A 23,672-nucleotide genomic window follows, 5' to 3' on the forward strand; every position below is an offset into this window, starting at 1 on the left:
AGCCGTACGCGCCCGTAACTTGACACTGATGAATGTGACAATGACCGGAGATCACGTCAAGGGTCGTGCACGGACCTGTGGACAACTTGTCCGATCCACCGCGTACGGTCCGCTTCGTCGGGCCTCTTCGACCGGTCCGCATCAGCCTTTCGTCAGGGTGTGTAGTCCTGAAGGCGGAGACCGGATGACGCTCCAGGTCTGACGATCGGCGCGGTCCGCGCCACTAACGTCGAAGCCGTGACTGTCATCGCGACCGAAAGCCTGAGCAAGCGGTACCCCCGAGTGACCGCAATCGACCGGCTCTCCCTGGACATCGGGCCCGGAGTGACCGGCCTCGTGGGTGCCAACGGAGCCGGCAAGTCCACGCTGATCAAGATCCTGCTTGGACTGTCCCCCGCCACCGAGGGCCGCGCCGCCGTGCTCGGACTCGATGTCGCCACCCATGGCAGCGCCATCCGCGAGCGCGTCGGCTACATGCCCGAGCACGACTGCCTGCCGCCCGACGTCTCGGCCACCGAGTTCGTCGTGCACATGGCGCGCATGTCCGGGCTCCCACCGACCGCCGCCCGCGAGCGGACCGCCGACACCCTGCGCCACGTGGGCCTGTACGAGGAGCGCTACCGCCCCATCGGGGGCTACTCCACCGGCATGAAGCAGCGGGTCAAGCTGGCCCAGGCGCTCGTCCACGACCCCCAGCTGGTCCTGCTCGACGAGCCCACCAACGGCCTCGACCCCGTCGGCCGGGACGAGATGCTCGGCCTGATCCGCCGCGTCTACACCGACTTCGGCATCTCCGTCCTGGTCACCTCCCACCTGCTCGGCGAGCTGGAGCGGACCTGCGACCACGTCGTGGTCGTCGACGGCGGCAAGCTGCTGCGCTCCAGCTCCACCAGCGACTTCACGCAGATCACCACGACCCTCGCGGTCGAGGTCACCGACACCGACACCCACCCGGACGGCACCGCCGCCCTGCGCAAGGCGCTCGCCGACGCGGGCCTGACCCTGCACGCGGGCGAGGAGCAGGGCCTGCCCGGAGCCGGCCACATCCTGCTCCTGGAAGCCACCGGCGAGGAGACGTACGACATCGTGCGCGACACCGTCGCCGACCTCGGCCTCGGCCTGGTCCGCATGGAACAGCGCCGCCACCACATCGCGGAGGTCTTCCGCGACAACGACCAGCAGCAGCTCGTCCGGAAGGGAGCCGGTTCCGATGGCGCCTGACACCTCGACCCAGATCCACAACATCGGCTACCGGTCCTACGAGGGAGCCCGGCTCGGCCGCGCCTACGCCCGCAAGTCGCTGTTCTCGCAGTCCCTGCGCGGCACCTACGGACTCGGCCGGTCGGCCAAGTCCAAGGTCCTCCCGATGCTCCTCTTCGCGGTGATGTGCGTCCCCGCGCTGATCATCGTCGCGGTCGCCATCGCGGTGCCCGGCTCCACCAGCCTGCCGATCAAGTACACGACGTACGCCCTGACCACCCAGGTGATCATCGGCCTCTTCCTCGCCTCGCAGGCACCGCAGTCGGTCTCCCGGGACCTGCGCTTCAAGACCGTGCCGCTCTACTTCTCGCGGCCCATCGAGCGCGTCGACTACGTCCTCGCCAAGTTCGCGGCGATGGCCTCGGCGCTGTTCATCCTCACCGCCACCCCGCTGCTGATCATGTGGATCGGCTCGCTGCTGGCCAAATTCGACTTCGCGGACCAGACCAAGGGGTTCGCCCAGGGACTGGTCTCCGTGCTGCTGCTCTCGGTGCTCTTCGCCGGCCTCGGCCTGATCATGGCCGCGCTCACCCCGCGCCGCGGCTTCGGCGTCGCCGCCATCATCGCCCTGCTCCTGATCCCCTTCGGCGCGGTGACCGCCGTCCAGGGCATCGCGTACAGCACCGGTTCGAACGGTGCCATCGAGTGGATGGGCCTGTTCTCCCCGATCACCCTGATCGACGGCGTACAGACGGCCTTCCTCGGTGCCACCTCCGCGTTCCCCGGCGGAGAAGGCCCCTCGGCCGGCGTCGGCTTCGTCTACCTGCTCGTCGTCCTCGCCCTCATCGCCGGCTCCTACGCCGCCCTGATGGCCCGCTACCGGAAGGCCGGGCTGTGACCACCATCGACATCGACCACACCTCCCGCTGGTTCGGGAACGTCGTCGCCGTCAACGACGTGACCATGCACATCGGCCCCGGCGTCACCGGGCTCCTGGGACCCAACGGCGCGGGCAAGTCCACCCTCATCAACATGATGGGCGGCTTCCTCGCCCCCTCCACGGGCACCGTCACCCTCGACGGCGCGCCGATCTGGCAGAACGAGCAGGTCTACAAGCAGATCGGCGTCGTGCCCGAGCGCGAGGCCATGTACGACTTCCTGACCGGCCGGGAGTTCGTCGTCGCCAACGCCGAACTCCACGGCCTCGACGACGCGGCCGCCCAGCGGGCGCTCGCCACCGTCGAGATGGAGTACGCCCAGGACCGCAAGATCTCCACGTACTCCAAGGGCATGCGGCAGCGCGTGAAGATGGCCTCGGCCCTCGTCCACGACCCGTCCGTGCTGCTCCTCGACGAGCCGTTCAACGGCATGGACCCGCGCCAGCGCATGCAGCTCATGGAGCTGCTGCGGCGCATGGGCGACGAGGGCCGCACCGTGCTCTTCTCCTCCCACATCCTGGAGGAGGTCGAACAGCTCGCCTCCCACATCGAGGTGGTCGTCGCCGGCCGGCACGCCGCCTCCGGCGACTTCCGCAAGATCCGCCGCCTGATGACGGACCGCCCGCACCGCTACGTGGTCCGCTCCTCCGACGACCGGGCCCTCGCCGCGGCCCTGATCGCCGACCCCTCCACCGCGGGGATCGAGGTCGACCTCAAGGAAGGCGCCCTGCGCATCCAGGCCGTCGACTTCGGCCGCTTCACCGAGCTGCTGCCGCGGGTCGCCCGTGCGCACGGCATCCGGCTGCTGACGGTCTCGCCCTCCGACGAGTCCCTCGAGTCGGTCTTCTCCTACCTCGTCGCGGCCTGAAGGAGCTGGCAACCATGTACAACCCCACCGTCGCCCGGCTCACCTACCGCGCGCTGCTCGGCCGCCGCCGCGCTCTGATCCTCTGCGGGCTGCCCCTCCTGCTGATCGTCATCTCCCTCGCCGTCCGCGCCTTCACCGGCCTGGACGACAAGGAAGCCGCCGACCTGCTGGGCGGCTTCGCCCTCGCCACCATGGTTCCGCTGATCGGCGTCATCGCCGGCACCGGCGCCATCGGCCCCGAGATCGACGACGGCTCGATCGTCTACCTGCTCTCCAAGCCGGTGAAGCGCCCGACGATCATCATGACCAAGCTGATCGTCGCGATCGGCGTCACGATGGCCTTCTCCGCGATCCCGACCCTGATCGCCGGGTTCATCCTCAACGGCAACGGCCAGCAGATCGCCGTCGCGTACACCGTCGCGGCCCTCGTCGCCTCGATCGCCTACAGCGCCCTGTTCCTGCTGCTGGGCACCATCAGCCGGCACGCGGTCGTCTTCGGCCTGGTCTACGCCCTGATCTGGGAGTCGCTCTTCGGCAGCCTGGTCTCCGGCGCGAAGACCCTCAGCGTCCAGCAGTGGGCCCTGGCCCTCGCCGAGAAGGTCGCCGGTGAAGGCTACGTCGACGCCACCGTCGGCCTGCCCACCGCGGTGATCCTGCTCTGCGTGGTCACCGTGGGGGCCACCGTCTACGCCGGCCAGAAGCTGCGCCGCCTCACCCTGGCGGGCGAGGAGTAGGCCCCGGCCGTACCGGCTTTCCGCCCGGTGCCCCGCCCGGCCCACAGGCCGGGCGGGGCACCGCCGTACGGGGCAAAATCAGGGCATGGTCGAGCACCCCGAGCCCGAGCCGTCCAGGCCCGTACGGTCCTGGATACGCTCCTCGCCGGGTACGCACATATGGCTGCTGCTCCTCGCCATCACGAGCGTCATCGTCGTGATCGCGCCCGACCACCTTGAGCACGTCCTGCTGCACCGTCACAGCAGCAACATCCACGAACTCACCCGGCACCCCGTGCGGGCCCTGCTCTCCAGCGCCTTCTGGATCGAGGACCCGGCCTCGCTCGCCCTGTACGCCGTCCTCTTCGAGCTCTTCCACGCCCCCGTGGAACGCTGGCTCGGCACCCTGCGCTGGCTCGCCATCATCGCGACCGCCCACATCACGGCCACCCTGGTCAGCCAGAAGGTGGTCCTGATGGCCATTCAGGACCACCGGGCCCCGCACAGCATGGTCCATGTCGTCGACGTCGGCGTCAGCTACGGTCTCGCGGCCTCGATCGGGGTCCTCACGTACCGTCTCCCGAACCCGCTGCGCTGGCTCTACCTCGCCGGTGTCGTCGCGTTCTTCGGGCTGCCACTGCTCACCGGGGGCACCTTCACCGATCTCGGGCACGCCATCTCGCTCTCCGTCGGCCTGCTCGCCTGGCCGCTCACCCGCCACCCGCACCCCAGGCATGTTTCACGTGAAACAGAGCACGAGGCCGGCCACGGCTGACCCGCGGAAGCGACCACGGCCGACCCGCGGAAATTGACTGGTACGGGACCTGCGCCCCGGGCAGAGTGAGTCGTGCGGGGAGCAACAAAAAGGTCCGGAGCAGCCACTTCGAGCGCGCCTCACGGCGCGGGCTGTTCCGGACCTTCCCCGTTTCCGGGCGGGCCGTTGTTTCCGGGCGGGCCGTCAGGCGGCGCCCAGCAGTCGCTCCAGCACCACCGCGATGCCGTCCTCCTCGTTGGAGGTCGTCACCTCGTCGGCCACCGCCTTGAGCTCCGCGTGGGCATTGGCCATGGCCACCCCGTGCGCCGCCCAGCCGAACATCGGGATGTCGTTGGGCATGTCGCCGAAGGCGATCGTCTCCGCCGCCTTCACACCCAGCCGGCGCGCGGCCAGCGACAGGCCGGTGGCCTTCGTCAGCCCCAGCGGGAGGATCTCCACTATCCCCGGACCGGCCATGACGATGTCGACCAGGGAGCCCACGGTCTCCCGGGCCACCTTGACCAGCGCGTCGTCGCCGAGCTCCGGGTGCTGGATGTACAGCTTGTTCAGCGGAGCCGTCCACACCTCCGCGGTGTCCGCCAGGTAGAGGGCCGGCAGGCCCTCCTGCACCTGGTAGCCGGGGCCGAACAGCACGTCGCCGTCCACCCCGTCCCGGCTTGCCGCGAGCGCCAGCGGACCCACCTCGGCCTCCAGCTTCGACAGCGCCAGACCGGCCAGCTGCCGGTCCAGCGTCACCGAGGTCAGCAGCCGGTGCGCCCCCGCGTCGTAGACCTGTGCGCCCTGCCCGCACACCGCGATCCCCTTGTACCCGAGGTCGTCCAGCACGCCCCGGGTCCAGGGCACGGCACGGCCGGTGACGATGATGTGTGCCGCGCCCGCCGCGGTGGCCGCGGCGAGCGCTTCACGGGTGCGTTCCGAGACGGTGTCGTCGCCACGCAGCAGTGTGCCGTCGAGATCGGTCGCGACGAGTTTGTACGGGAACGGGGTGGGGCTCACTTGGCGATCGGCTCCAGGACCTCGCGGCCGCCCAGGTACGGGCGGAGCGCCACCGGCACGCGCACGGAACCGTCGGCCTGCTGGTGGTTCTCCAGGATCGCCACGATCGTGCGCGGTACGGCGCACAGCGTGCCGTTCAGCGTCGAGAGCGGCGCGGTCTTCTTGCCGTCGCGGTAGCGGATCGACAGGCGGCGGGCCTGGAAGCCGTTGCAGTTCGAGGCCGAGGTCAGCTCGCGGTACTTGCCCTGCGTCGGGATCCACGCCTCGCAGTCGAACTTGCGCGAGGCGGAGGCGCCCAGGTCACCGGTGGCGACGTCGATCACCTGGAAGGGCAGCTCCAGGCTGGTCAGCCACTGCTTCTCCCACTCCAGCAGGCGCTGGTGCTCGGCCTCGGCGTCCTCCGGCGCGACGTACGAGAACATCTCGACCTTGTCGAACTGGTGGACGCGGAAGATGCCGCGGGTGTCCTTGCCGTACGTACCGGCCTCGCGGCGGAAGCACGGCGAGAAGCCGGCGTACCGCAGCGGCAGCTTGTCGGCGTCGATGATCTCGTCCATGTGGTACGCGGCGAGCGGGACCTCGGAGGTGCCGACCAGGTAGTAGTCGTCCTTCTCCAGGTGGTACACGTTCTCGGCGGCCTGGCCGAGGAAGCCGGTGCCCTCCATGGCGCGCGGGCGGACCAGCGCCGGGGTGAGCATGGGGATGAAGCCGGCCTCGGTGGCCTGGGCGATCGCCGCGTTGACCAGGGCCAGCTCCAGCAGGGCGCCGACACCGGTCAGGTAGTAGAAGCGCGAGCCCGACACCTTGGCGCCGCGCTCGACGTCGATGGCGCCCAGCGACTCGCCGAGCTCCAGGTGGTCCTTGGGCTCGAAGCCCTCGGCGCCGAAGTCGCGGATCGTGCCGTGCGTCTCCAGGACGGTGAAGTCCTCCTCGCCGCCGACCGGGACGTCCTCGTGGACGATGTTGCCGAGCTGGAGCAGCAGCCGCTTGGCCGCCTCGTCCGCCTCGTTCTGCTCGGCCTCGGCGGCCTTGACGTCCGTCTTGAGCTGCTCGGCCTTCTTCAACAGCTCTGCCCGCTCCTCCGGAGAGGCCTTGGGGATGAGCTTGCCGAGCGACTTCTGCTCATTGCGCAGTTCGTCGAAGCGCATGCCCGAGGACCTGCGGCGCTCGTCGGCGGAGAGCAGCGCGTCGACGAGGTCGACGTCCTCTCCACGGGCGCGCTGCGAGGCGCGGACACGGTCAGGGTCTTCACGGAGCAGCCGGAGGTCAATCACCCCTCCAGGCTACCGGGCTGGGCTTCCTGGGATCACACCGATATCACGCTGCGTGTCGCTATGTCCCAATTGTGGAGAATGGAAAACCCGGAACTCGCTGGCTGGAAGTGTCCCTTCCGCAGCGGTCGATAAAAGCGGCCCATTCCCTGAAAAGGGGCACGGGAGCTGTATCCGGGCGGTCTCTGAGCAGGGCGGGAGCGCCTCCCTTGTCCACAGGAATTGTCCACCGCGGGGACTTGTCCACAGGCTGTGCGCCGGATCTGTGGACACGGAATTAGATCAATCCCCACGCGTGGGCCGTCGGGACGATTCAGGGTTCAAACCACCCTCACACACTCATTCGGGTGGGAATGGCTCGCTCCAAAGAGTTGATCGGCGATGCGGGGGTGACGCCGTTCACCTTCCGCTCCCCAGCGCGAAACCCGGGCCCCCCGACCGATTTGTCGACCTTGTCGCGCCGTGATGTCGACTAGTCCACAGGTCCCCATCTCTGCCTGTGGATAACTCTGTGGACAGTGGGGGAAGAGCTAGGCCCGGCCGTCGAGGCAGCGCGTCAGCCAGTCGGAAGCGGCCATGAAGTCACCATCGGAGGTTCCGGGCCGTGGAGCGCGCACGTCACCCTGAGCGACGCCGGCGCGCGGATAGGAACCGAGGAAGCGGACCTGGGGGCAGGTGCGCTTGAGCCCCATCAGCGCCTCGCTGACCCGGCGGTCGGAGATGTGGCCCTCGGCGTCGACCGCGAAGCAGTAGTTGCCGATGCCCTCGCCCGTCGGCCGGGACTGGATCAGCATCAGGTTGACCCCGCGGACGGCGAACTCCTGGAGGAGTTCCAGCAGCGCACCGGGGTGGTCGTCGCCGAGCCACAGCACGACGGAGGTCTTGTCGGCGCCGGTCGGTGCGGCGGGCCGGGCGGGCCGACCGACGAGCACGAACCGGGTCTCGGCGTTCTCCGCGTCGTGGATCTCGGTGACCAGGGGGACGAGGCCGTACGTGGCGGCCGCGAACTCGCCCGCGAAGGCGGCGTCGAACCGGCCCTCCTGGACCAGCCGGGCCCCGTCGGCGTTGGAGGCGGCCGACTCCCACACCGCGTCGGGCAGGTTCGCCCGCAGCCAGTTGCGCACCTGGGGCTGGGCGACCGGGTGCCCGGTGACGGTCTTGACGTCCGACAGCTTGGTCCCGGGCCGCACCAGCAGCGCGAACGCGATGGGCAGCAGTACCTCGCGGTAGATCATCAGCGGTTCGCCGGAGGCCAGCTCGTCCAGGGTGGAGGTGACCCCGCCCTCCACCGAGTTCTCGATCGGCACCAGGGCGGCCGCGGCCTCCCCGTTGCGTACGGCGTCCAGGGCGGCCGGGACCGACACCATCGGGACGAGCTCCCGGGTCGCGGCTTCCGGCAGTGTGCGGAGGGCGGCTTCGGTGAAGGTGCCCTCGGGACCGAGATAGGTGAAGCGGGTGGCCGACATGTGATCAGCCTAATGCCGGGGCCCCGACCGCCGGGTTGCTGTTCATCCTTCGAGCAGCCGCTGCCCCACGTACTCCCCGTCGCGGGGTCCGGGCGGGACCGCGTACAGCCCGCTGGACTCGTGCCGGATGAACGCCGACAGGGCGTCCCCCCGGTCCAGCTTGCGCTGGACCGGGACGAAGCCGCGCAGCGGATCGGCCTGCCAGCAGATGAAGAGGAGTCCCGCGTCCGGAGTGCCGTCGGCGGCGATCCCGTCGTGGAAGGAGAACGGGCGCCGGAGCATGGCGGCCCCGCCGTTCTGCTCGGGGGCGGAGATCCGGGCGTGCGCGTTGGAAGGGATGACGGGCCTGCCGTCGGGGCCGATCTTGTCGAGAGCCATCTTCGTGGTCTCGGTGCCGCCGGTGAGGGGCGCGCCGGTGGCCTTCGTACGGCCTATGACCTGCTCCTGCTGAGCCAGGGACTGCTTGTCCCAGTCGTCGAGGAGCATCCGGATGCGCCGTACGACGGCGTACGAGCCCCCGCCCATCCAGGCGTGCTCGGCGGGTCCGGGGCCGGCGGCGGGGACGAAGATCCGCTTGTCGAAGTCGGGCTGCGCGGGCTTCGGGTTGCCGGTGCCGTCGATCTGGCCCATGAGGTTGCGGGCGGTCATCGGTGCGGCGGTGGCGCCGGGGGACCGGTTGAAGCCGTTCATCTGCCAGCGGACCCGGGCGGCCTCCCCGGCCTCCTTCTGGAGGGTGCGCAGGGCGTGGAAGGCCACGAGCCCGTCGTCGGCGCCGATCTGGACCCACAGGTCGCCGTTGCTGCGCTGGGCGTCGAGCCGGTCGGCGGAGAAGTCGGGCAGCGGGTCGAGTGCGGTGGGGCGGCGGGCGGCGAGCCCGGTGCGCTCGAAGAAGGAGTGGCCGAAGCCGAAGGTGATGGTGAGGGAGGACGGCCCGGCGTCGAGGGCGATACCGGAGTCCGCGCCCGAGGCGGGCTCGCCCGCCATCAGCAGGCGGGCGGTGTCCGACCAGCGCCGCATCAGGGCGGCGGCCTCCTTGCGGCCGGCCCCGGGAGCCAGGTCGAAGGCGAGGACGTGGCCCTTGGCCTGGAGCGGGGTGGTGATGCCGGCCTGGCGCTCACCGTGAAAGGCGACGTGGGTGGCGCCGAGGGAGGCGAGGCTCCCGGCGGCCCCGGAGGCACCGGCCGGGGAGTCGCCGAACGCGGAGTGCACGAGGGCTCCGCCGGTGGCGCCGAGCGCGAGCCCGGCGGCGCCCGCGGCGCCGACGGTGCCCAGCAGCCGGCGCCGGGAGATCTCGATGTCGGGGTTGCTCTCGGTCACGCTGGTCAGCCGATCTTCACGTTCTTCTGCACGGTCGTCTGGTCGATGTCGGAGGTACGGACGGTCACGTCGATCCGCCATTCCCCGGCCAGCGGCAGCTGGACGCCGGACGCGCTCCAGTGCCCGGGGGCCGCGCGCTCCGGAAGGAGCGGCAGGGGGCCGAGGTCCTTGGCGGGGAGGGTGAAGGCGACCTTGATCTCGGGGATGTCGAGCGGCTGCCCCTCGGGGTCGTCGACCCAGACGTGGAGCGAGTTGGCGCCGACCCGTCCCGGGTCGAACTCGACCCGGACCGACCCCTTGCCGTTCTGGCCGCCGGTGTCGAACGGCAAGGTGATCTTGATGGCGCGGTTGGGGACGGCGGTGGACGCGGAGTCCCGACCGCTCGCCTGCTCAGCGGTCCGGCCGGGTTCGGTACTGGTGAGGACGGTGGTCACGGCGAGCAGGGCGATGGCGACCCCGGCCTCGGCGAGGACGGAGCGCCGCAGCCCCGCCCGGGCCGGATCGGCGTCGCGTACCTGCTTTTCACGGGCGCTCTCCCGGGCCGCTCGCTGCCGGGCGAGCTGGGCGGCCCGCTTGGGGTCTTCGGGGACGGTGACCGAGGCCGGCGATGTTTCACGTGAAACATCGCGTTGCCGGGCGATCTTGGCCGGCTTCCCGGCGGGGGCGTCGGTGAGCCGTGCGGTCCACGAGCGGGAGACGTAGGCGACGGCGACGAGGACGGCGACGAGCCCGACCTTCAGCAGCAGGAGCTGTCCGTAGCTGGTACCGGTGAGGGCCGACCAGCTGCCGACCTGGCGCCAGGACTGGTAGACGCCGGTGACGGCGAGGACCAGCACACTGACGAACGCGACCCGCGAGAACCGCTGGACCGCCGCGCGCTCGATCCCGGGGACCTTGTGGAGGGCGACGAGCAGCGCGGTGAGTCCGCCCAGCCAGGCGGCGACGGCCAGCAGGTGCAGGATGTCGGCGGGCATGGCGATGCCGGGCTGGATGCCGGTCGAGGCGTGCTCGGACAGGGCCCAGGTGGCGGCGATGCCGCCGGCCACGACGGTCCCGCCGATGCCGAGACCGAAGAGCAGGTCGTCGGCCTCCTTGTCCGCCCCGCCATCCTTGTCCGCTCCGCGGTCCTTCTCCGCCCTGCGGGCGTAGGCGCCGAACAGCACGGCGATGAACAGTGCGGCGGCGCCGAGGAGCAGCAGCCGGGAGACGAGGGAGGCGCCGGTCTTGGTCTCCAGGACCGCCTTCAGACCGTCGAGGTCCAGCGCGTCGGCGAACTTCCCCGACCCCGTGTACGGGGTACGGAGCACCAGCATCACGAGCGTGGCGGCGGTGAGCGTGACCCACGCGCGCACGATGAGCTTCTGCAGCGGGCGCTGCGCCGCGCCGCGCCTCCAGCACAGCAGGATGAAGGCCGCGCCGCCGACGAGGACGGTGAAACCGGCGTATGCGGCGTAGCGCGCGATGTCGTACGCGATGCCGACCGGTCCGCCGCCCGCCTGCGCGGTGGGCAGGGGCACGCTGGTCGCCGAGGGGGCGCCGATGGAGAAGGTGAAGGCGCCGGAGACGGGGTGGCTGTCGGCGGAGACGGCCTGCCAGGCGACGGTGTAGGTGCCGTCGGGCAGCCCGGAGTGCAGCGCGGTGCCGTAGCGGACGGTGGTTCCGCTGCACATGTCGCGCAGTTCGCCGGTGTCCACCCGCCTGCCCTGCGGGTCCATGACGCGGATGGAGTCGTCGCCCATGGCGACCTGCTCCGAGAAGGAGAGGGTGACCTGGGCGGGGGCCGTGGCGACCACCGCCCCGTCCTGGGGGTCGCTCGCGGTGAGTGCGGCGTGCGCCGAGGCCGGGCCGGCCGCGGTGAACAGGGCCGCCAGCAGGGCTGCGAGGACCAGCACGAGCCGCGGCAGGAGTGCCGGGGCCCGGACGCGGGCCGGGGAGGGGGCGATGGCCGTCATGGCGTGTCAGTACCTCGGTCCGTCAGTGGGCGCTGGTGTTCTGGGCGTTGTACGTCCGCTCCTTGACGTCCAGCTCGACCTTGACCGGGTCGGCCTTCTCGAAGCGCAGCTCGACGGTGACCTTGTCGCCGACCTTCGGCGTGCTCTTCAGCCCCATGAGCATGACGTGGCTGCCGCCGCGCTCCAGCCGGAGCTCACCGTTGGCAGGCACGTCCATGGCCGCGACCTGCTGCATCTTCTGGTCCTTGGTCTCGTGGATCTGCAGATCGTCGGAGATCGGACTGGTGACGGCCGTGAGCTTGTCGGCCGTCTTGGACCCGTTCTTGATGACCATGAACGCGCCGGCCATCTTGTCGTTCACGGGCTCCGGCATGAAGGCGCCGCTGACCGTCATCTTCGGCTTGTCGGCGCCGGCCTTGGCATCGGAGTCCGAGGAGCAGCCGGATATGGCGAGGGCTGCCGTCAGGGAGAGGGCGGCGGCGAGGGTGCGGGTGGTGCGGGCGTTCACGGGTTCTCTCCCTTGACGATCTTCGGCAGGTCCTTGGTGTAGTCGTCGACGGTGGTGCCTTCGCCGTAGAGGAGGTATCCCTCGTCGTTCTTGGGCGAGAACGCGATGACCTGGGCACCGTGCATGGAGACGACCTTGCCGTCGGCCAGCTTCTTCGGTGCCTCGATACCGATGCCGAGCTTGCGCGCGGCAGCCTGGATGGTGGCGAAGTCCCCGGTCAGTCCGGTGAAGGACGGGTCCTGGGCCTTGAGCCACGCGCCGAGGGACTCGGGAGTGTCCCGTTCGGGGTCGGTGGTGACGAACACGACCTGGAGCTTGTCCTGGTCTTCCTTGGGCAGTGCCTTCTTGGCGACGGCGACGTTGCTCATCGTCAGGGGGCACACGTCGGGGCAGTTGGTGTAGCCGAAGTAGATGAGGGTCGGCTTGCCCTTGGTCTGCTCGCGCAGGTTCCACGGCTTGCCGGTGGTGTCCGTCAGGACCAGCTCCGGCTTGTCGAAGGGGCGGTCCAGGACCGTGGCCTTGCCGGCCTTGGCCTGGCCGGTGAGCGAGGTGACCGCGTCGGTCTTGGGCGTCTCATCGCCGCAGGCGGTGAGGGTGAGCGCGGCCGCCGCCACGAGGGCGGCGACCGTCACACGAGTGGTGCGCATGGAGAGGTGTCCCTGGGATCGGGGATGTGGTGCGGGCGGGCCGGCCTCGAAGGAGGGCCGGCTGCGCGCACGTTCTGGACAAGGGGATACGGCCTGCGGCCGCGTCGGGTCAGGAGGCGCGGCGACGCGAGGCGACACCGAAGGCGACACCGCCGAGGCCGATGACGATGCCCGCGATGCCGAGGGCGCGCGCGGTCGTGTCGGAGGTGCTCTTGGCGGCCTCGTCGTGGCCCTTGTCGTCCTTCGCCGCGGCGGCGTTCTTGTCGTCGTGGTGGTCGTCGGCGGCCTTGGCCGCGGTCAGCTTCAGGAGGGGCGCCGGGTTCTGCGGCTCCGCCGCGCCGGCCTTGGTCTCCTCGATCCAGCGGACGATCTCGTTGTTGTCGTACGTCTGGATCGCCTTGAAGACCATCTGGTCGGCGTTGTCGGGCAGCTTGCCGACGGAGACCGGGAACTGCTGGAACTTGCCGGGCTCGATCTTGCCGCCGCTCCAGGTCACCTTGGTGACGACCTCGTTGACCTGCTTGCCGTGCACGGTCAGCGGCTTGTCGAGCTTGGTCTTCTCGACGGTGGAGGTCCAGCCGGGGATCTCCTGCGGCATGACGGACGTCAGCGGCTGGTCCACGGGGAAGTTGACTTCCAGCTGCGTGGTCGAGGCGTTGTCGCGCTCGTTCGGAACCTTGAAGTTGAGCGTCGCGTAACCACCCTTGGCGGCTTCGCCGATGGGCTGGACGCTGACGTGCGCGAAGGCGGTGCCGGACAGGACGAGGACGGCGCCGGCGGCAACGGCGGCGGCGAAGGAGACGCGAGAGGTCTTCATGGCAGAAACACTCCACAGAGGCAGGGGTGACGGTGGTCCGCGCACGGGTGCGCGCGGAGTTCGCGGCACCGCTGCTTCCGCCGGGTGTTCCGGGGAGGGGTGCCGCGTCAGGCTGCGAGGGCGAGTGCCGTGCGGGGCGGCCCGCGCCTGATCACCGTGTGCTGGAGTGCCTCCCGGCCGGTGTGCGCGGCGGGTTCGGCAGCGGTACGGACGACCCGCGGGGCACCGGAGGGTGTACCCGCGAGCCCGGCACCGAGGGCCCGTACGAAGGCCAGCGCGGCGCGCAGCGGACGTACCGGATCGGCTTCGGCGGAGGTGCGGGACAGCTCCACGAGCCGGAACAGGGCGGCGTCGCCGCGCCCCAGCAGCCAGCCCGCGGCCAGTGCGGCCAGCAGGTGCCCGACGAGCATGCCGGTGCTGAACAGGCCGGTGGAGGGCGCCACGGCGGCCTGCGCGAGGTGCGCGTGGCCGGCATGGACCGGTGCCGCTCCCTGCGCCGCGGCCTGGGCGGCCATGGCTGCCGGATCCAGTCCGGCGGTCTCCAGGATCTGCCGGGCGTCGGCCGGGCTGAGGGGGACGGAGTTGCCCCCGCAGACCAGCCGGGCGGCGAGCGCCGCGAGCGAGGTGTCCGCGGGGACGGGTGCCTGGGCCGCGGCGGCGCTGTGCTGGCCGAGGCCGAACACCGCGTGCAGCCCGAGCTGTCCGAAGGCGAGCCCGGCGGCGATGCCGGGGAGCGAGCGCCGGCGGCCCGCCAGCGGGGCGGCGACCGCGAACACGGCGAGGAAGGCGATGACGAGGGCCCACCAGGGCACGGCGGCGCAGGACGCCAGGGCGTGCCCGGCCGCGGACAGCACGACGCAGACCGCGGTGAACACCGCGGCCCGGATCAGCCGGAGTCCGGCTCCGGCGGGCGTCGCGTGGGGGACAGTCATGGCCGGGCCATCATCGCACTGCCCTCACACCGTCCATACGGCAGGTCCGGAAGGTCGTGAGTGCCCCTGTACGCGGGCTTCACCTCGGGTGTCCCCGCCGGTGCGGAGGCCCGTACGCCGCCGCATACACCGCCGCTTCGGAGTGCCGCATCGGCCGAATGAGGGCTGCGGCGGCCGCCGGGGGCTTACGCCCCGCCATGGGCGGCAATACGTAACCGTATGAGCATCTGGTGGTCTCTCCACTTGAGGCGCGAAGCCGCGAGCGTGCCGCTCGCCAGGCGGTTGCTGCTGGGGACGATGGAGACCGCGGGGGTGGACCCTGACATCTCCTTCGATCTCTCGGTGGCACTGAGCGAGGCCTGCGCGAACGCGGTGGAGCACGGCGGTCCGGCGGCCGAAGCCGGTGCCGGCGCGGAATCCGACCCGGAGGCGTGCGCGGCGTACCGCGTCACGGCGTACCTGGACGGGGACTGCTGCCGCATCGAGGTGACCGATTCGGGCCCGGGTTTCCCGGCGGCGACGGTCTCGGGGCGCAGACCCCCGCCGGCCGGCCCCTCCGCACCGTCGGAGAGCGAGCACGGCCGGGGCCTGTGGCTGATCGCGGAGCTCGCCGACCACGTCAGATTCCGCAACCGGCCGGGCCAGGGTGCGGTGGTCAGCTTCGACAAGATCCTGAAATGGCGTGAGGGAGCGCTGCTGAAGGTGTCGTAGCGGCGCAGGGGCCGGCTCCCGGATACGCCGATGGACGGGACTCGCGTACGAGATCCCGCCCATCGGAGGCGAACCCGGGCCCGGCCGAAGAGCCGCCCGAAGAGCCGCCCGAAGAGCCGCCCGAAGCCGGCCGACAAGCCGGCCGACAAGCCGGCCGACGTACCGGCAGGCCTCAGCCCTTGAGGCGCGCCATCCACGCCTCGACATCGGCCGACGCACGGGGCAGTCCGGCCGACAGGTTCCGGTTGCCGTCCTCGGTGACCAGGATGTCGTCCTCGATCCGGACGCCGATGCCCCGGTACTCCTCGGGCACGGTCAGGTCGTCGGCCTGGAAGTACAGACCGGGCTCGACGGTGAGGCACATGCCCGGCTCCAGCGTGCCGTCCACGTACGCCTCGGTGCGTGCGGCGGCACAGTCGTGGACGTCCATGCCGAGCATGTGGCCGGTGCCGTGCAGGGTCCAGCGGCGCTGCAGGCCGAGCTCCAGGACGCGCTCGACCGGGCCCTCCAGCAGGCCCCACTCCACGAGCTTCTCGGCGAGCACGTGCTGCGAGGCGTCGTGGAAGTCGCGGAACTTGCCACCCGGCTTGACGGCGGCGATGCCGGCTTCCTGGGACTCGTAGACCGCGTCGTAGATCTTGCGCTGGATGTCGGTGTACGTGCCGTTGATCGGCAGCGTGCGCGTGACGTCGGCGGTGTAGAGGGAGTGGGTCTCCACGCCGGCGTCGAGCAGCAGCAGGTCTCCCGAGCGGACGTCACCGTCGTTGCGGACCCAGTGCAGGGTGCAGGCGTGCGGGCCGGCGGCGCAGATGGAGCCGTAGCCGATGTCGTTGCCCTCGACGCGGGCGCGCAGGAAGAAGGTGCCCTCGATGTAGCGCTCGGACGTGGCCTCGGCCTTGTCCAGGACCTTCACGACGTCCTCGAAGCCGCGGACGGTGGAGTCGACGGCCTTCTGGAGCTCGCCGATCTCGAACGCGTCCTTCACGGCGCGGGCCTCGGAGAGGTAGACGCGCAGCTCCTCGTCGCGCTCCTTGGTGACCTTGTCGGTCAGGGCCGCCTCGATGAGGGAGTCGTGGCCGCGGACGCCCCGGACCGGGCCCTCGGCCTCGGCCAGCTCGTCGGCGAGCTTGCGCACGTCCTTGGCCGGGATGCCCAGCAGCTGCTCGGCCTCCGCGAGCGAGTGGCGGCGGCCGACCCACAGCTCGCCCTGGCCGGACAGCCAGAACTCGCCGTTCTCGCGGTCGGAGCGGGGCAGCAGGTAGAGGGTGGCGGTGTGGCCGGTCTCGCCCGAGGGCTCGAGGACCAGCACGCCGTTCTCGGTCTGGTCGCCGGTCAGGTACGCGTACTCGGTCGAGGCGCGGAAGGGGTACTCGGTGTCGTTCGAGCGCGTCTTGAGGCGGCCCGCGGGCACGACCAGGCGGTCGCCGGGGAAGCGTGCGGACAGGGCGGCGCGGCGGGCGGCGGTGTGCGCGGCCTGGGCGATCGGCTCCAGCCCGTGCAGCTCGGTGTCGGCCCAGCCCGTGCGCATGTTCTCCGCGAGTTCGTCGCTGACGCCCGGGTACAGCCCGTTCTTGCGCTGCTTGTGCTTCTTCTGGGGCTGCTCTTCTTCCGGGGTCTCCGGGGTGAGCTCGTCAGCCACGTCTTCTCCTCAGCTACGACACCTACGACAGCTACTACAGGACCGGGTAGGACCGCATCCATCGTATGTGCGAGGGGAAGACGCCCGGCGGCGGGTGTGATGAATCAGTCAAAACGGGCAGCGAGCAGGACGATGTCCTCCACTCCGTCCTCCGTGGCGGCCATCGCGGCGGTGGTGGCGGAGGCGGCGGAAGCCGCCGCGGCGGGGGCCGGGCCGACCGGCGCGACCGCAGGGTCGTCCGCGGGCAGCACCGTCCGCAGGATGTGGTCGCAGATGGCCGCCGGATCGTCCCGGATGCCCCGTGGGATCCCCGCGGCGGCGGCGTGCAGCCGTGCGTAGGCCCGGTCCATGGGGTCGCCGGTCCGCCGCAGCAGCCCGTCGGTGTACAGCAGCACCGTTTCTCCAGGTGCGGGTTCGATCTCCACGCTCGGCGCCTCCCAGCACGACAGCATCCCGAGCGGCGCGGAGAGCGTGGTCTCCACGTACTCCGTGCGGTGCTCGCCGATGAGCAGCGGCGGGGTGTGCCCGGCCCCGGCCAGGAGGAGCTTCCTCCCCTGACTGCCCGCATGCGGGGTCCCGGCGGGTTCGCAGTACGCGAAGAGCGCCGTCGCGCAGCGCGCGGGTTCGGTCAGGCGCAGCAGCAGCTCCAGGTCGGACAGGACCGCCACGGGGTCCTCCCCCTCCATGACGGCGTACGCGCGCAGCGAGGCCCGCAGCCTCCCCATCGCGGCGACGGCGCTGGGCCCCGCGCCCGTGACGGAGCCGACGGCCAGCCCCAGGGCGCCCTCGGGCAGCGGCAGCGCGTCGTACCAGTCGCCGCCGCCGCGTGGTCCGGTGTGGTGGCGGGCGGCGAGCTGGACCCCGGGGATCCGGGGGAGCCGGCTGGGCAGCAGCTCCTCGGCGACCGTGGCCAGGCGGCTGCGGGACCGTTCCACCTCCAGCATCCGGGCCAGGTGTTCGGCGGCGTGCCGGACGTAGAGCCCCGCGAGATCGCGCTGGCGTTCGCTCGGCTCGGCCTGCTCGTCGTAGAGCCAGACGGCCGCGCCGAGCCGGCCGGTGGCCTCGGCGGTGAGTGGCAGCGCGTAGCTCGCGGCGTAGCCGAGCCGGGCGGCGACCTCGCGGTGGCGGGGGTCGACCGGGGTGCCGTACCCGCCCGAGCCGGGGGCGGCGTCGGGTTCGGGTTCGGGGAGCACCTCGGAGCCGCCCCGGGCGTCGGGGAGTCCGTCGAGGATGCGGCCGTACGAGGTGGCGGCGCGCGGGATGGTCTCGATGTGCCCGAGGTCCGCGCGGCCGAGGCCGAGGCCGATCGTGGTCGTCGGGCCGAGGCCGTCGGAGGGCTCCAGGACGATCAGGCCGCGGCGGGCGCCGACGAGGACGGCTCCGGCGCGCAGGAACTCCTGGAGGGAGGAGTCGAGATCACGGGCCCGGGCGAGGCGCTCGGTGAGCTCGTGGAGGGTGGTCAGGTCGGAGACCATCCCCGCCAGCCGGTCCTGGATCACGGTGCTCGGTCCGGGGACCGCTGCCGCAGCCGGTGCGGGGGCGGTTCGGGCGGGCGTGGGCGCCGCAGTCTGCGGGACCGCGGTAACTGCTGGATCGATTCCAGCCACTTTCGGCAGATGCGGGGCGCTCATGGCGTCCGCCTTTCCACCTGGTGCGATTCGCCATATAGCATCGCAAACCCCCAGATCGTGCTGCGCCGCCATCAATGAATCCACATCTACACGCACACGAGGATCGATGTCCAGCATTGCCCAGGTGGGAATCCTGGTGTCCGTGCGACGGCAACTCACTGTCCAGCCAAGGCTAGAACTTGGCTGGAAAAAGCCGGAAGCGGACGGTTTTTGCGATCGACTGGTCGGGCGCCGGAGTGGCTCCGGGTACCTAATCGGTGGTGCCCGGGGAGAGTTGGCGCAGCCCGGCCGTCGCCGGGAACCGCTCGGCGCGGTCCGTCGTCCTTAGCGGCGGCAGCCGGTCTCGGCATCGGCGCGGGTCGCGTTCCGCCCCGCCGGACGTTTCATGGACCCGTAAGAAAACTGCACGAACCGTGTGAACCTGCTTCAAGGCGGACAGTGACGCGAAACGTGTACGTGTGGTGAAACACCGGTTACATGGTGTGATGTGGCCCTCGGCGTTCAACGGAAAGGAACGAGCGCTCATGCGCGAGATCCTCGGAAGGCGTCTCCAGCGGCTCCGCAATCGCTTGAAAACCCTCCGCCCCGCCCCCGGGCAGAGCGGCGATCCGGCCCTCCTCCTCGACGCGGCGCTCACCTGCGCCACCGCCTGGCAGTGGCCGGTGCTGCCCGGCATCGGCCGTTCCGGCGTCGACAGCAACCGGTGCGCCTGCCCCGACCCCGACTGCGTCGTTCCCGGCGCGCACCCCTTCGACCCCGGGCTGCTCGCGGCCACCACCGACCCCCGGATGGTGACCTGGTGGTGGACCAACCGGCCCACCGCTCCTGTACTGCTGGCCACGGGCGGGTCCGCACCCTGCGCCGTGAGCCTGCCGGCCAACGCGGCCGCGCGGGCCGTCGTACGGCTGGACGCGCAGGGCATGCGGCTCGGCCCGATCGTGGCCACGCCCACCCGTTGGGCGCTGCTGGTCGCGCCGTACTCGCTGGAGCGGCTCGGCGAACTCCTGTACGCCAAGGACCACGTGCCCTCCGCGCTGCGCTTCCACGGCGAGGGCGGCTACCTGTTGCTCCCGCCCTCCCCCGCCTCCGGCGGCGGGCAGGTGCGGTGGGAGCGCGAGCCAGCGGACGCCGGCGGCCCGTGGCTGCCGGAGGTCGAGGCCGTCGTGCACGCGCTGGTCGAGGCGAGCAGCGGAGCCTCCGGCGGCGGCAGCCGGCTCGCGTACTGATCCGGTGCTCCGGGCGTCCGCCGATCACTCGTACGGGTGCCAGCGCGACGAGTTTCCAAGGGAATTGGGCGCGGGGATCTCCGCGCCCCATTCCCGGATCGCTATCTTCGCCGAATGAATCTCCGCTTGATCGGTATCAGCGCCGGTGTGCTGATCATCTTGTCGCTCCCGCTGGCGGGAGCGATCGCCGGACCGGATTTCGCCGGTCAGGACGACGGAAAAGGCGGCGGGCTGCTCTCCTCGCTCGGACTGACCGATCCCGGGGGCGGATCGCGTACGTCGACACCTGCCGCCGGGACCGCGCGGCAGGCCGAGCCGCCGCGGGCCGGGGAGCAGCATCGGGGGCACCCGGGGCAGACGCATGCGCAGCAGCCGCAGCCGGGCCCGTCCGAGCAGCCCCGTACGGATTCCCGGTGCGGCCCCGAACTCTCTTCCCCGCAAGGCCTGGAGGCGCAGACCTGCGTCCTGGCGGACGAGGGACGGACCTGGGGGCGCAGCTACTACCGCAACACCAGCGGGCGCGCGCTGGACGCCGTTCTGACGGTGATGGGGCCCGCGGGGCACACGGTGCAGATCCGCTGCGCGGTCGGGGCCGGCGACGAGCCGGGGCTGTGCGAGACGCCGCGTGAGGACTCGGCGGGGGCGCCGGACGCCTACTCGGCAGTTGCGGAGTTTGCAGTTCCGGATGATGAAGGGCGGCTGCTGCTGAGGTCCGGGAGCAACTCACCGGCACCGGCCGACGGTTGAGCGACGGCGGAAAAGGAAGGGCCCGGTCGCTGGCGACGGGGGATGCACCAGCGACCGGGCTACAAGAACGGTAACAAGAGATCGCCTGTTCGCAAATTCGATCTCTGATATTCAGACACCGATTTGCAGGCGATTAGCGGGAGTTGTGACCCCAGTCACCGGTCCTGCGGGTGCTCGGCGGTCAGCTGAGCGTGACCTGGCGGTTGGTCAGTCCGCCGCGCGCCCGGCGCTCCTCCGCCGTCAGCGGGGCGTCCGTGGCCAGGGCCGTGGCCAGCCGCTCCGCGAACTCCGCCGCGGGCTTCTCCACGTCGTCGGCGGTCACTCCGGTGGGCAGGTCCCAGACGGGGACCATCAGACCGTGCGCCCGGAACGAACCGACCAGTCGGGTGCCTTCGCCGAGCGAGGAGGTGCCGGCGGCGTGCAGCCGCGCGAGGGCGTCGAGCAGCTTCTCCTCGGGGTGCGGCATGACCCAGCGCAGGTGGTTCTTGTCCGGGGTCTCGCACCAGTAGGCCGCGTCCACGCCGGCCAGCTTGACGGTGGGGATGGCGGCGGCGTTGGCCCGCTCGAGGGAGGCGGCGATCTCCGGGGAGGCGTTCTGAGCGCTCTCCGCATCCGGAATCCAGAATTCGAACCCGCTGTGCACAACCGGCTCGAAAACGCCGTCCGTGTCCAGGAGATCCTGAAGTCGCGGACCCTCGGCGGGAACGCGGCGGGCCGCGACCGGGGTGCCCGGTTCCGCGACGAGCGCGCGCTCCAGGGTGTCGGCCATGTCCCGGGCGAGGTCCCCGGTGGTCGAGTCGTTCTGGAGGCCGAGCAGGACGGACCCGTCCTCACGGCGCAGTGCCGGCCAGGCCATCGGCAGTACGGTCACCAGCGTGACGGACGGTACGCCCTCGGGCAGGCCGCCCTTGAGCGTGAGCGGGATGGTCGCCGCGGGCACGAGCTCGCGCAGCGCCACCCAGTCGCACTCGCCGGGCAGGCCCTCGAAGGGGCGCGCCACGTGCTCGGTGACGGCGTGTGCGGCGGCTGCGCCGTGGCAGGCCTTGTAACGGCGCCCGGATCCGCAGGGGCAGGGCTCGCGTGCGCCCACCACCGGGATCTCCCCGTTCTTGAGCTGCGGCTTTGCAGTCTTCGCTGCGGGGCGCTTCTTGGCCATCGTGGGTGTCTCCCGGTTGCGGCGGTACGGCGTTGTGTCTGGGCGCGAGCCTAGCCGTTCGTACCGCCGTAACCGGGAGGGTGCGGCCGGGAGCACGGTCGGCGTGCGCTCCCGGCGGCCGCTCGTTCGGATGGCCGGTGTTGCCGTCGGGGATCCGGGTCAGGGATCCGGGTCGGGATCGGGATCGTGATCGGGGTTCGGGATCCGGGTCAGGGATCCGGTCACGGACGGAGGTCGTCGAAGGCCGTGCTGAAGTCGATCGCCGGGGGCGCAACGCGCGTAGCGAAATCCTCGTGCCGGGCCCCGCACGCAACCGTCACCCATACGGTGACCTCGCCTGCCGCTCCGTCCCGGACACCCCAGTCCTGGGCGAGGGCGCTGATGATGTTCAGCCCCCGGCCGCCACGCGCGGTGACCGAGGGCGTGGCCGGAACCGGGCGGGTGGGACCGCCCCCGTCCGTGACCTCGACCGTCAGCCGCCCCGCCTCGTCGATGCGCCACGCGGCGCGTATCTCCCCGTCCCCGACCTCTCCGGCGCCCAGCGGTCTGCCGTGCCGGCAGGCATTGCTGAGCAGTTCGGAAAGGATCAGTACGGCGTCGTCCACGACCGATTCGGACACCCCGCTCATACGCAATTGCTCACGCATGCGGCGTCTCGCCTCGCCCACGCCCGCAGGACCATGGCATACGTCCATGCGCGAAGACGTGGGCACCTCCTGTGCCACCACCAACGCCACCCCCGGAACCTCCTTAGCCCCACGCCATGGTCTGGATGCCCCAATGGCCTGGACCGGAAACCGACCAGGCGGAGGCCTCTGACGCATTCATGCGGGCGATTGCGGAGCGGATGCGCCGGTGCACACCCCGTCACGCGCGTGACGTGCGGGGCGGGTGGGCAAAAGGGGACGTCAGCGCCCGAGCTGTGACAGAACTTGTCTCGGCCTGTTCGTGATGATTGCTTCCACACCCAGATCAGCGCAGAGCTGAACGTCTTCCGGTTCGTTCACGGTCCATACGTGTACGGAGTGGCCCGCGCTCTGGAGCTTGCGGATGAACCCGGGGTGGTTGCGCACGATGCGCATCCCGGGACCCGCGATCCGCACCCCGGCCGGCAGCCGCCCGTCGCGCATCCGCGGCGAGATGAACTGCATCAGGTACACGGTCGGGATCGTCGGTGCGGAGGCACGGACCCGGTGCAGGGAGCGCGCGGAGAAGCTCATGACGCGGACCGGGTGCGGGCCCTCGGCGGGCGGCGCGTCCAGCCCGAACCGCTTGAGGAGGAAGAGGAGGCGCTCCTCCACCTGTCCGGCCCAGCGGGTCGGATGCTTCGTCTCGATGGCGAGCTGCACCGGCCGGCCGGCGTCCGAGACCAGCTCCAGCAGCCGCTCCAGGGTGAGCACGGAGGTGCGCTCGGGGTCGGCGTCCCAGTCCGGGGACTCCTCGCGGTCCTTCCAGGAGCCGAAGTCGAGCGCGGCGAGGTCGGCCAGTTCGAGGGCGGAGACTGCGCCGCGGCCGTTGGAGGTGCGGTTGACCCGGCGGTCGTGGACCAGCACCAGATGGCCGTCGGCGGTGAGCCGGATGTCGCATTCGAGGGCGTCGGCGCCGTACTCGATGGCCTTGCGGTAGGCGGCCAGGGTGTGCTCGGGGGCATCCTCCGAGGCGCCGCGGTGGGCAACGACCTGGATGGGCGGCAGTGCGTGGGTCACCGGGTCATGGTGCCACCGAGCGGGCCCCGGATGTCGGGCTCCGCCGTGCGGATGCGCCCGGAATGCCCGACATAAAGAATGAGGAAGACGCACAGGTCCGGCTTACAGTGCTCTGACGGGTCATGGGGAAGGCTTTTCCCAGGAACTTGTGCGGCACGTCGAACGTTCTGTCGGGCCGATCGCCAGTTTTTCTGAAGCCGTGTGTGACGAGGAGAAGAGCGCTGTGAGCACCGAGAACGAGGGCACCGCGGCCCCGACGCCCCCCGCGGCCCCGTCCGCACCCCCGGTGGCCGCTCCTGCCCCCGAGACGTCTGCACCCGTACCGGCCGCGGAGACCCCGGTGACCCCGGCGGCGGATCCGGTCACCCAGCAGCTCCCGCCGACGCCCGCACCCGGCACGGAGCCGACCCAGCAGATCCCGCCCACCCCGGCCCCCGCACCGGCCCCGGCCTACGC

Annotated in this window: 22 protein-coding genes and 1 pseudogene; 9 read left to right on the forward strand and 14 right to left on the reverse strand. The window is 71.2% G+C overall.

The annotated features are described in order from the left end of the window. Positions 1-237 precede the first annotated feature (237 nt). The 5 genes from ADK52_RS01095 to ADK52_RS01115 all read left to right on the forward strand — a co-directional run bounded on the left by ADK52_RS01095 (position 238) and on the right by ADK52_RS01115 (position 4,494). Positions 238-1,221 (forward strand): ABC transporter ATP-binding protein, encoded by a 984-nt coding sequence (locus tag ADK52_RS01095; RefSeq protein ID WP_078987784.1) that lies wholly within the window; start codon positions 238-240, stop codon positions 1,219-1,221. Beyond that, positions 1,211-2,098 carry an ABC transporter permease gene (locus ADK52_RS01100; RefSeq protein ID WP_053687889.1) on the forward strand — a complete coding sequence of 296 codons (888 nt, stop codon included), beginning with the start codon at positions 1,211-1,213 and terminating at the stop codon, positions 2,096-2,098. The genes ADK52_RS01095 and ADK52_RS01100 overlap by 11 nt, the downstream gene beginning before the upstream one ends. Continuing rightward, positions 2,095-3,006, forward strand: coding sequence for an ABC transporter ATP-binding protein (locus ADK52_RS01105; RefSeq protein ID WP_053687890.1), 912 nt, complete (start codon positions 2,095-2,097; stop codon positions 3,004-3,006). Before ADK52_RS01100 ends, ADK52_RS01105 begins: the two co-directional genes overlap by 4 nt. Positions 3,007-3,020: 14 nt before the next feature. Continuing rightward, positions 3,021-3,740 (forward strand): ABC transporter permease, encoded by a 720-nt coding sequence (locus ADK52_RS01110; protein WP_053687891.1) that lies wholly within the window; start codon positions 3,021-3,023, stop codon positions 3,738-3,740. Between the two features lie 85 nt (positions 3,741-3,825). Continuing rightward, the gene (locus tag ADK52_RS01115; RefSeq protein WP_053687892.1) at positions 3,826-4,494 is read left to right on the forward strand and encodes a rhomboid-like protein; all 669 of its coding nucleotides are present in this window, start codon (positions 3,826-3,828) and stop codon (positions 4,492-4,494) included. A 183-nt stretch (positions 4,495-4,677) separates the two neighbouring features. On the opposite strand, the gene ADK52_RS01120 is transcribed toward ADK52_RS01115, so the two are convergent. From ADK52_RS01120 to ADK52_RS01160, 9 genes are all read right to left on the reverse strand, one after another. Then, positions 4,678-5,490: an HAD family hydrolase gene (locus ADK52_RS01120; RefSeq protein ID WP_053687893.1), complete on the reverse strand. Its 813-nt coding sequence runs from the start codon at positions 5,488-5,490 to the stop codon at positions 4,678-4,680. Then, positions 5,487-6,764, reverse strand: coding sequence for a serine--tRNA ligase (gene serS, locus ADK52_RS01125; protein WP_053687894.1), 1,278 nt, complete (start codon positions 6,762-6,764; stop codon positions 5,487-5,489). Before serS ends, ADK52_RS01120 begins: the two co-directional genes overlap by 4 nt. 527 nt (positions 6,765-7,291) lie before the next feature. Beyond that, positions 7,292-8,227, reverse strand: a complete 936-nt coding sequence (gene pheA / locus ADK52_RS01130) for a prephenate dehydratase (RefSeq protein ID WP_030153292.1) — start codon at positions 8,225-8,227, stop codon at positions 7,292-7,294. Between the two features lie 42 nt (positions 8,228-8,269). After that, positions 8,270-9,553 carry an iron uptake transporter deferrochelatase/peroxidase subunit gene (efeB, locus tag ADK52_RS01135; RefSeq protein WP_420714771.1) on the reverse strand — a complete coding sequence of 428 codons (1,284 nt, stop codon included), beginning with the start codon at positions 9,551-9,553 and terminating at the stop codon, positions 8,270-8,272. Then, positions 9,550-11,496, reverse strand: coding sequence for a copper resistance CopC/CopD family protein (locus ADK52_RS01140; RefSeq protein ID WP_053687896.1), 1,947 nt, complete (start codon positions 11,494-11,496; stop codon positions 9,550-9,552). The genes efeB and ADK52_RS01140 overlap by 4 nt, the downstream gene beginning before the upstream one ends. A gap of 22 nt (positions 11,497-11,518) precedes the next feature. Then, positions 11,519-12,004 (reverse strand): copper chaperone PCu(A)C, encoded by a 486-nt coding sequence (locus ADK52_RS01145; protein WP_053687897.1) that lies wholly within the window; start codon positions 12,002-12,004, stop codon positions 11,519-11,521. Beyond that, positions 12,001-12,651, reverse strand: a complete 651-nt coding sequence (locus ADK52_RS01150) for an SCO family protein (protein ID WP_053687898.1) — start codon at positions 12,649-12,651, stop codon at positions 12,001-12,003. Before ADK52_RS01150 ends, ADK52_RS01145 begins: the two co-directional genes overlap by 4 nt. A 109-nt stretch (positions 12,652-12,760) precedes the next feature. Next, positions 12,761-13,468, reverse strand: coding sequence for a YcnI family protein (locus ADK52_RS01155; RefSeq protein WP_053687899.1), 708 nt, complete (start codon positions 13,466-13,468; stop codon positions 12,761-12,763). A 107-nt stretch (positions 13,469-13,575) separates the two neighbouring features. After that, the gene (locus ADK52_RS01160; RefSeq protein WP_053687900.1) at positions 13,576-14,400 is read right to left on the reverse strand and encodes a hypothetical protein; all 825 of its coding nucleotides are present in this window, start codon (positions 14,398-14,400) and stop codon (positions 13,576-13,578) included. Between the two features lie 219 nt (positions 14,401-14,619). On the opposite strand from ADK52_RS01160, the gene ADK52_RS01165 reads away from it, so the two are divergent. Then, positions 14,620-15,111 carry an ATP-binding protein gene (locus ADK52_RS01165; protein WP_053687901.1) on the forward strand — a complete coding sequence of 164 codons (492 nt, stop codon included), beginning with the start codon at positions 14,620-14,622 and terminating at the stop codon, positions 15,109-15,111. Between the two features lie 172 nt (positions 15,112-15,283). On the opposite strand, the gene ADK52_RS01170 is transcribed toward ADK52_RS01165, so the two are convergent. Together ADK52_RS01170 and ADK52_RS01175 are read right to left on the reverse strand one after the other, a co-directional pair. Next, positions 15,284-16,750, reverse strand: a complete 1,467-nt coding sequence (locus tag ADK52_RS01170) for an aminopeptidase P family protein (protein ID WP_053687902.1) — start codon at positions 16,748-16,750, stop codon at positions 15,284-15,286. Between the two features lie 104 nt (positions 16,751-16,854). Next, positions 16,855-18,498 (reverse strand): PP2C family protein-serine/threonine phosphatase, encoded by a 1,644-nt coding sequence (locus tag ADK52_RS01175; protein ID WP_078987787.1) that lies wholly within the window; start codon positions 18,496-18,498, stop codon positions 16,855-16,857. A gap of 407 nt (positions 18,499-18,905) precedes the next feature. Between ADK52_RS01175 and ADK52_RS01180 the strand changes: the two genes are divergently transcribed. Together ADK52_RS01180 and ADK52_RS01185 are read left to right on the forward strand one after the other, a co-directional pair. Next, on the forward strand, positions 18,906-19,607 hold the full coding sequence (locus ADK52_RS01180) for a bifunctional DNA primase/polymerase (protein WP_053687904.1): 702 nt from the start codon (positions 18,906-18,908) through the stop codon (positions 19,605-19,607). A 114-nt stretch (positions 19,608-19,721) separates the two neighbouring features. Further along, positions 19,722-20,354, forward strand: a complete 633-nt coding sequence (locus ADK52_RS01185; RefSeq protein ID WP_063783739.1) for a hypothetical protein — start codon at positions 19,722-19,724, stop codon at positions 20,352-20,354. Between the two features lie 181 nt (positions 20,355-20,535). On the opposite strand, the gene ADK52_RS01190 is transcribed toward ADK52_RS01185, so the two are convergent. The 3 genes from ADK52_RS01190 to ADK52_RS01200 form a co-directional block, all read right to left on the reverse strand. After that, a complete protein-coding gene (locus ADK52_RS01190; protein ID WP_053687906.1) occupies positions 20,536-21,510 on the reverse strand; it encodes a DUF5926 family protein in 975 nt (324 codons plus the stop codon). Between the two features lie 221 nt (positions 21,511-21,731). Beyond that, entirely contained in the window at positions 21,732-22,334 is a 603-nt protein-coding gene (locus ADK52_RS01195) for an ATP-binding protein (protein WP_078987789.1), read from the reverse strand. Positions 22,335-22,418: 84 nt separating this feature from the next. Next, a complete protein-coding gene (locus ADK52_RS01200; protein ID WP_053687907.1) occupies positions 22,419-23,216 on the reverse strand; it encodes a glycerophosphodiester phosphodiesterase in 798 nt (265 codons plus the stop codon). Positions 23,217-23,439: 223 nt separating this feature from the next. On the opposite strand from ADK52_RS01200, the pseudogene ADK52_RS01205 reads away from it, so the two are divergent. Then, positions 23,440-23,672, forward strand: a pseudogene (locus ADK52_RS01205) (protease); the annotation flags it as partial.

This window comes from Streptomyces sp. WM6372 (assembly GCF_001279655.1).
Classification (GTDB): Bacteria; Actinomycetota; Actinomycetes; order Streptomycetales; family Streptomycetaceae; genus Streptomyces.

Excerpts from the sequence above, each read along its gene's own strand:
- ADK52_RS01100 (WP_053687889.1), top strand. The coding sequence starts at position 1,211 with ATGGCGCCTGACACCTCGACCCAGATCCACAACATCGGCTACCGGTCC.
- ADK52_RS01110 (WP_053687891.1), top strand. The coding sequence starts at position 3,021 with ATGTACAACCCCACCGTCGCCCGGCTCACCTACCGCGCGCTGCTCGGC.
- ADK52_RS01115 (WP_053687892.1), top strand. The coding sequence starts at position 3,826 with ATGGTCGAGCACCCCGAGCCCGAGCCGTCCAGGCCCGTACGGTCCTGG.
- pheA (WP_030153292.1), bottom strand. The coding sequence starts at position 8,227 with ATGTCGGCCACCCGCTTCACCTATCTCGGTCCCGAGGGCACCTTCACC.
- ADK52_RS01140 (WP_053687896.1), bottom strand. The coding sequence starts at position 11,496 with ATGACGGCCATCGCCCCCTCCCCGGCCCGCGTCCGGGCCCCGGCACTC.
- ADK52_RS01150 (WP_053687898.1), bottom strand. The coding sequence starts at position 12,651 with ATGCGCACCACTCGTGTGACGGTCGCCGCCCTCGTGGCGGCGGCCGCG.
- ADK52_RS01155 (WP_053687899.1), bottom strand. The coding sequence starts at position 13,468 with ATGAAGACCTCTCGCGTCTCCTTCGCCGCCGCCGTTGCCGCCGGCGCC.
- ADK52_RS01160 (WP_053687900.1), bottom strand. The coding sequence starts at position 14,400 with ATGACTGTCCCCCACGCGACGCCCGCCGGAGCCGGACTCCGGCTGATC.
- ADK52_RS01165 (WP_053687901.1), top strand. The coding sequence starts at position 14,620 with ATGAGCATCTGGTGGTCTCTCCACTTGAGGCGCGAAGCCGCGAGCGTG.
- ADK52_RS01175 (WP_078987787.1), bottom strand. The coding sequence starts at position 18,498 with ATGCTGGACATCGATCCTCGTGTGCGTGTAGATGTGGATTCATTGATG.
- ADK52_RS01180 (WP_053687904.1), top strand. The coding sequence starts at position 18,906 with ATGCGCGAGATCCTCGGAAGGCGTCTCCAGCGGCTCCGCAATCGCTTG.
- ADK52_RS01185 (WP_063783739.1), top strand. The coding sequence starts at position 19,722 with ATGAATCTCCGCTTGATCGGTATCAGCGCCGGTGTGCTGATCATCTTG.
- ADK52_RS01190 (WP_053687906.1), bottom strand. The coding sequence starts at position 21,510 with ATGGCCAAGAAGCGCCCCGCAGCGAAGACTGCAAAGCCGCAGCTCAAG.
- ADK52_RS01195 (WP_078987789.1), bottom strand. The coding sequence starts at position 22,334 with ATGCGTCAGAGGCCTCCGCCTGGTCGGTTTCCGGTCCAGGCCATTGGG.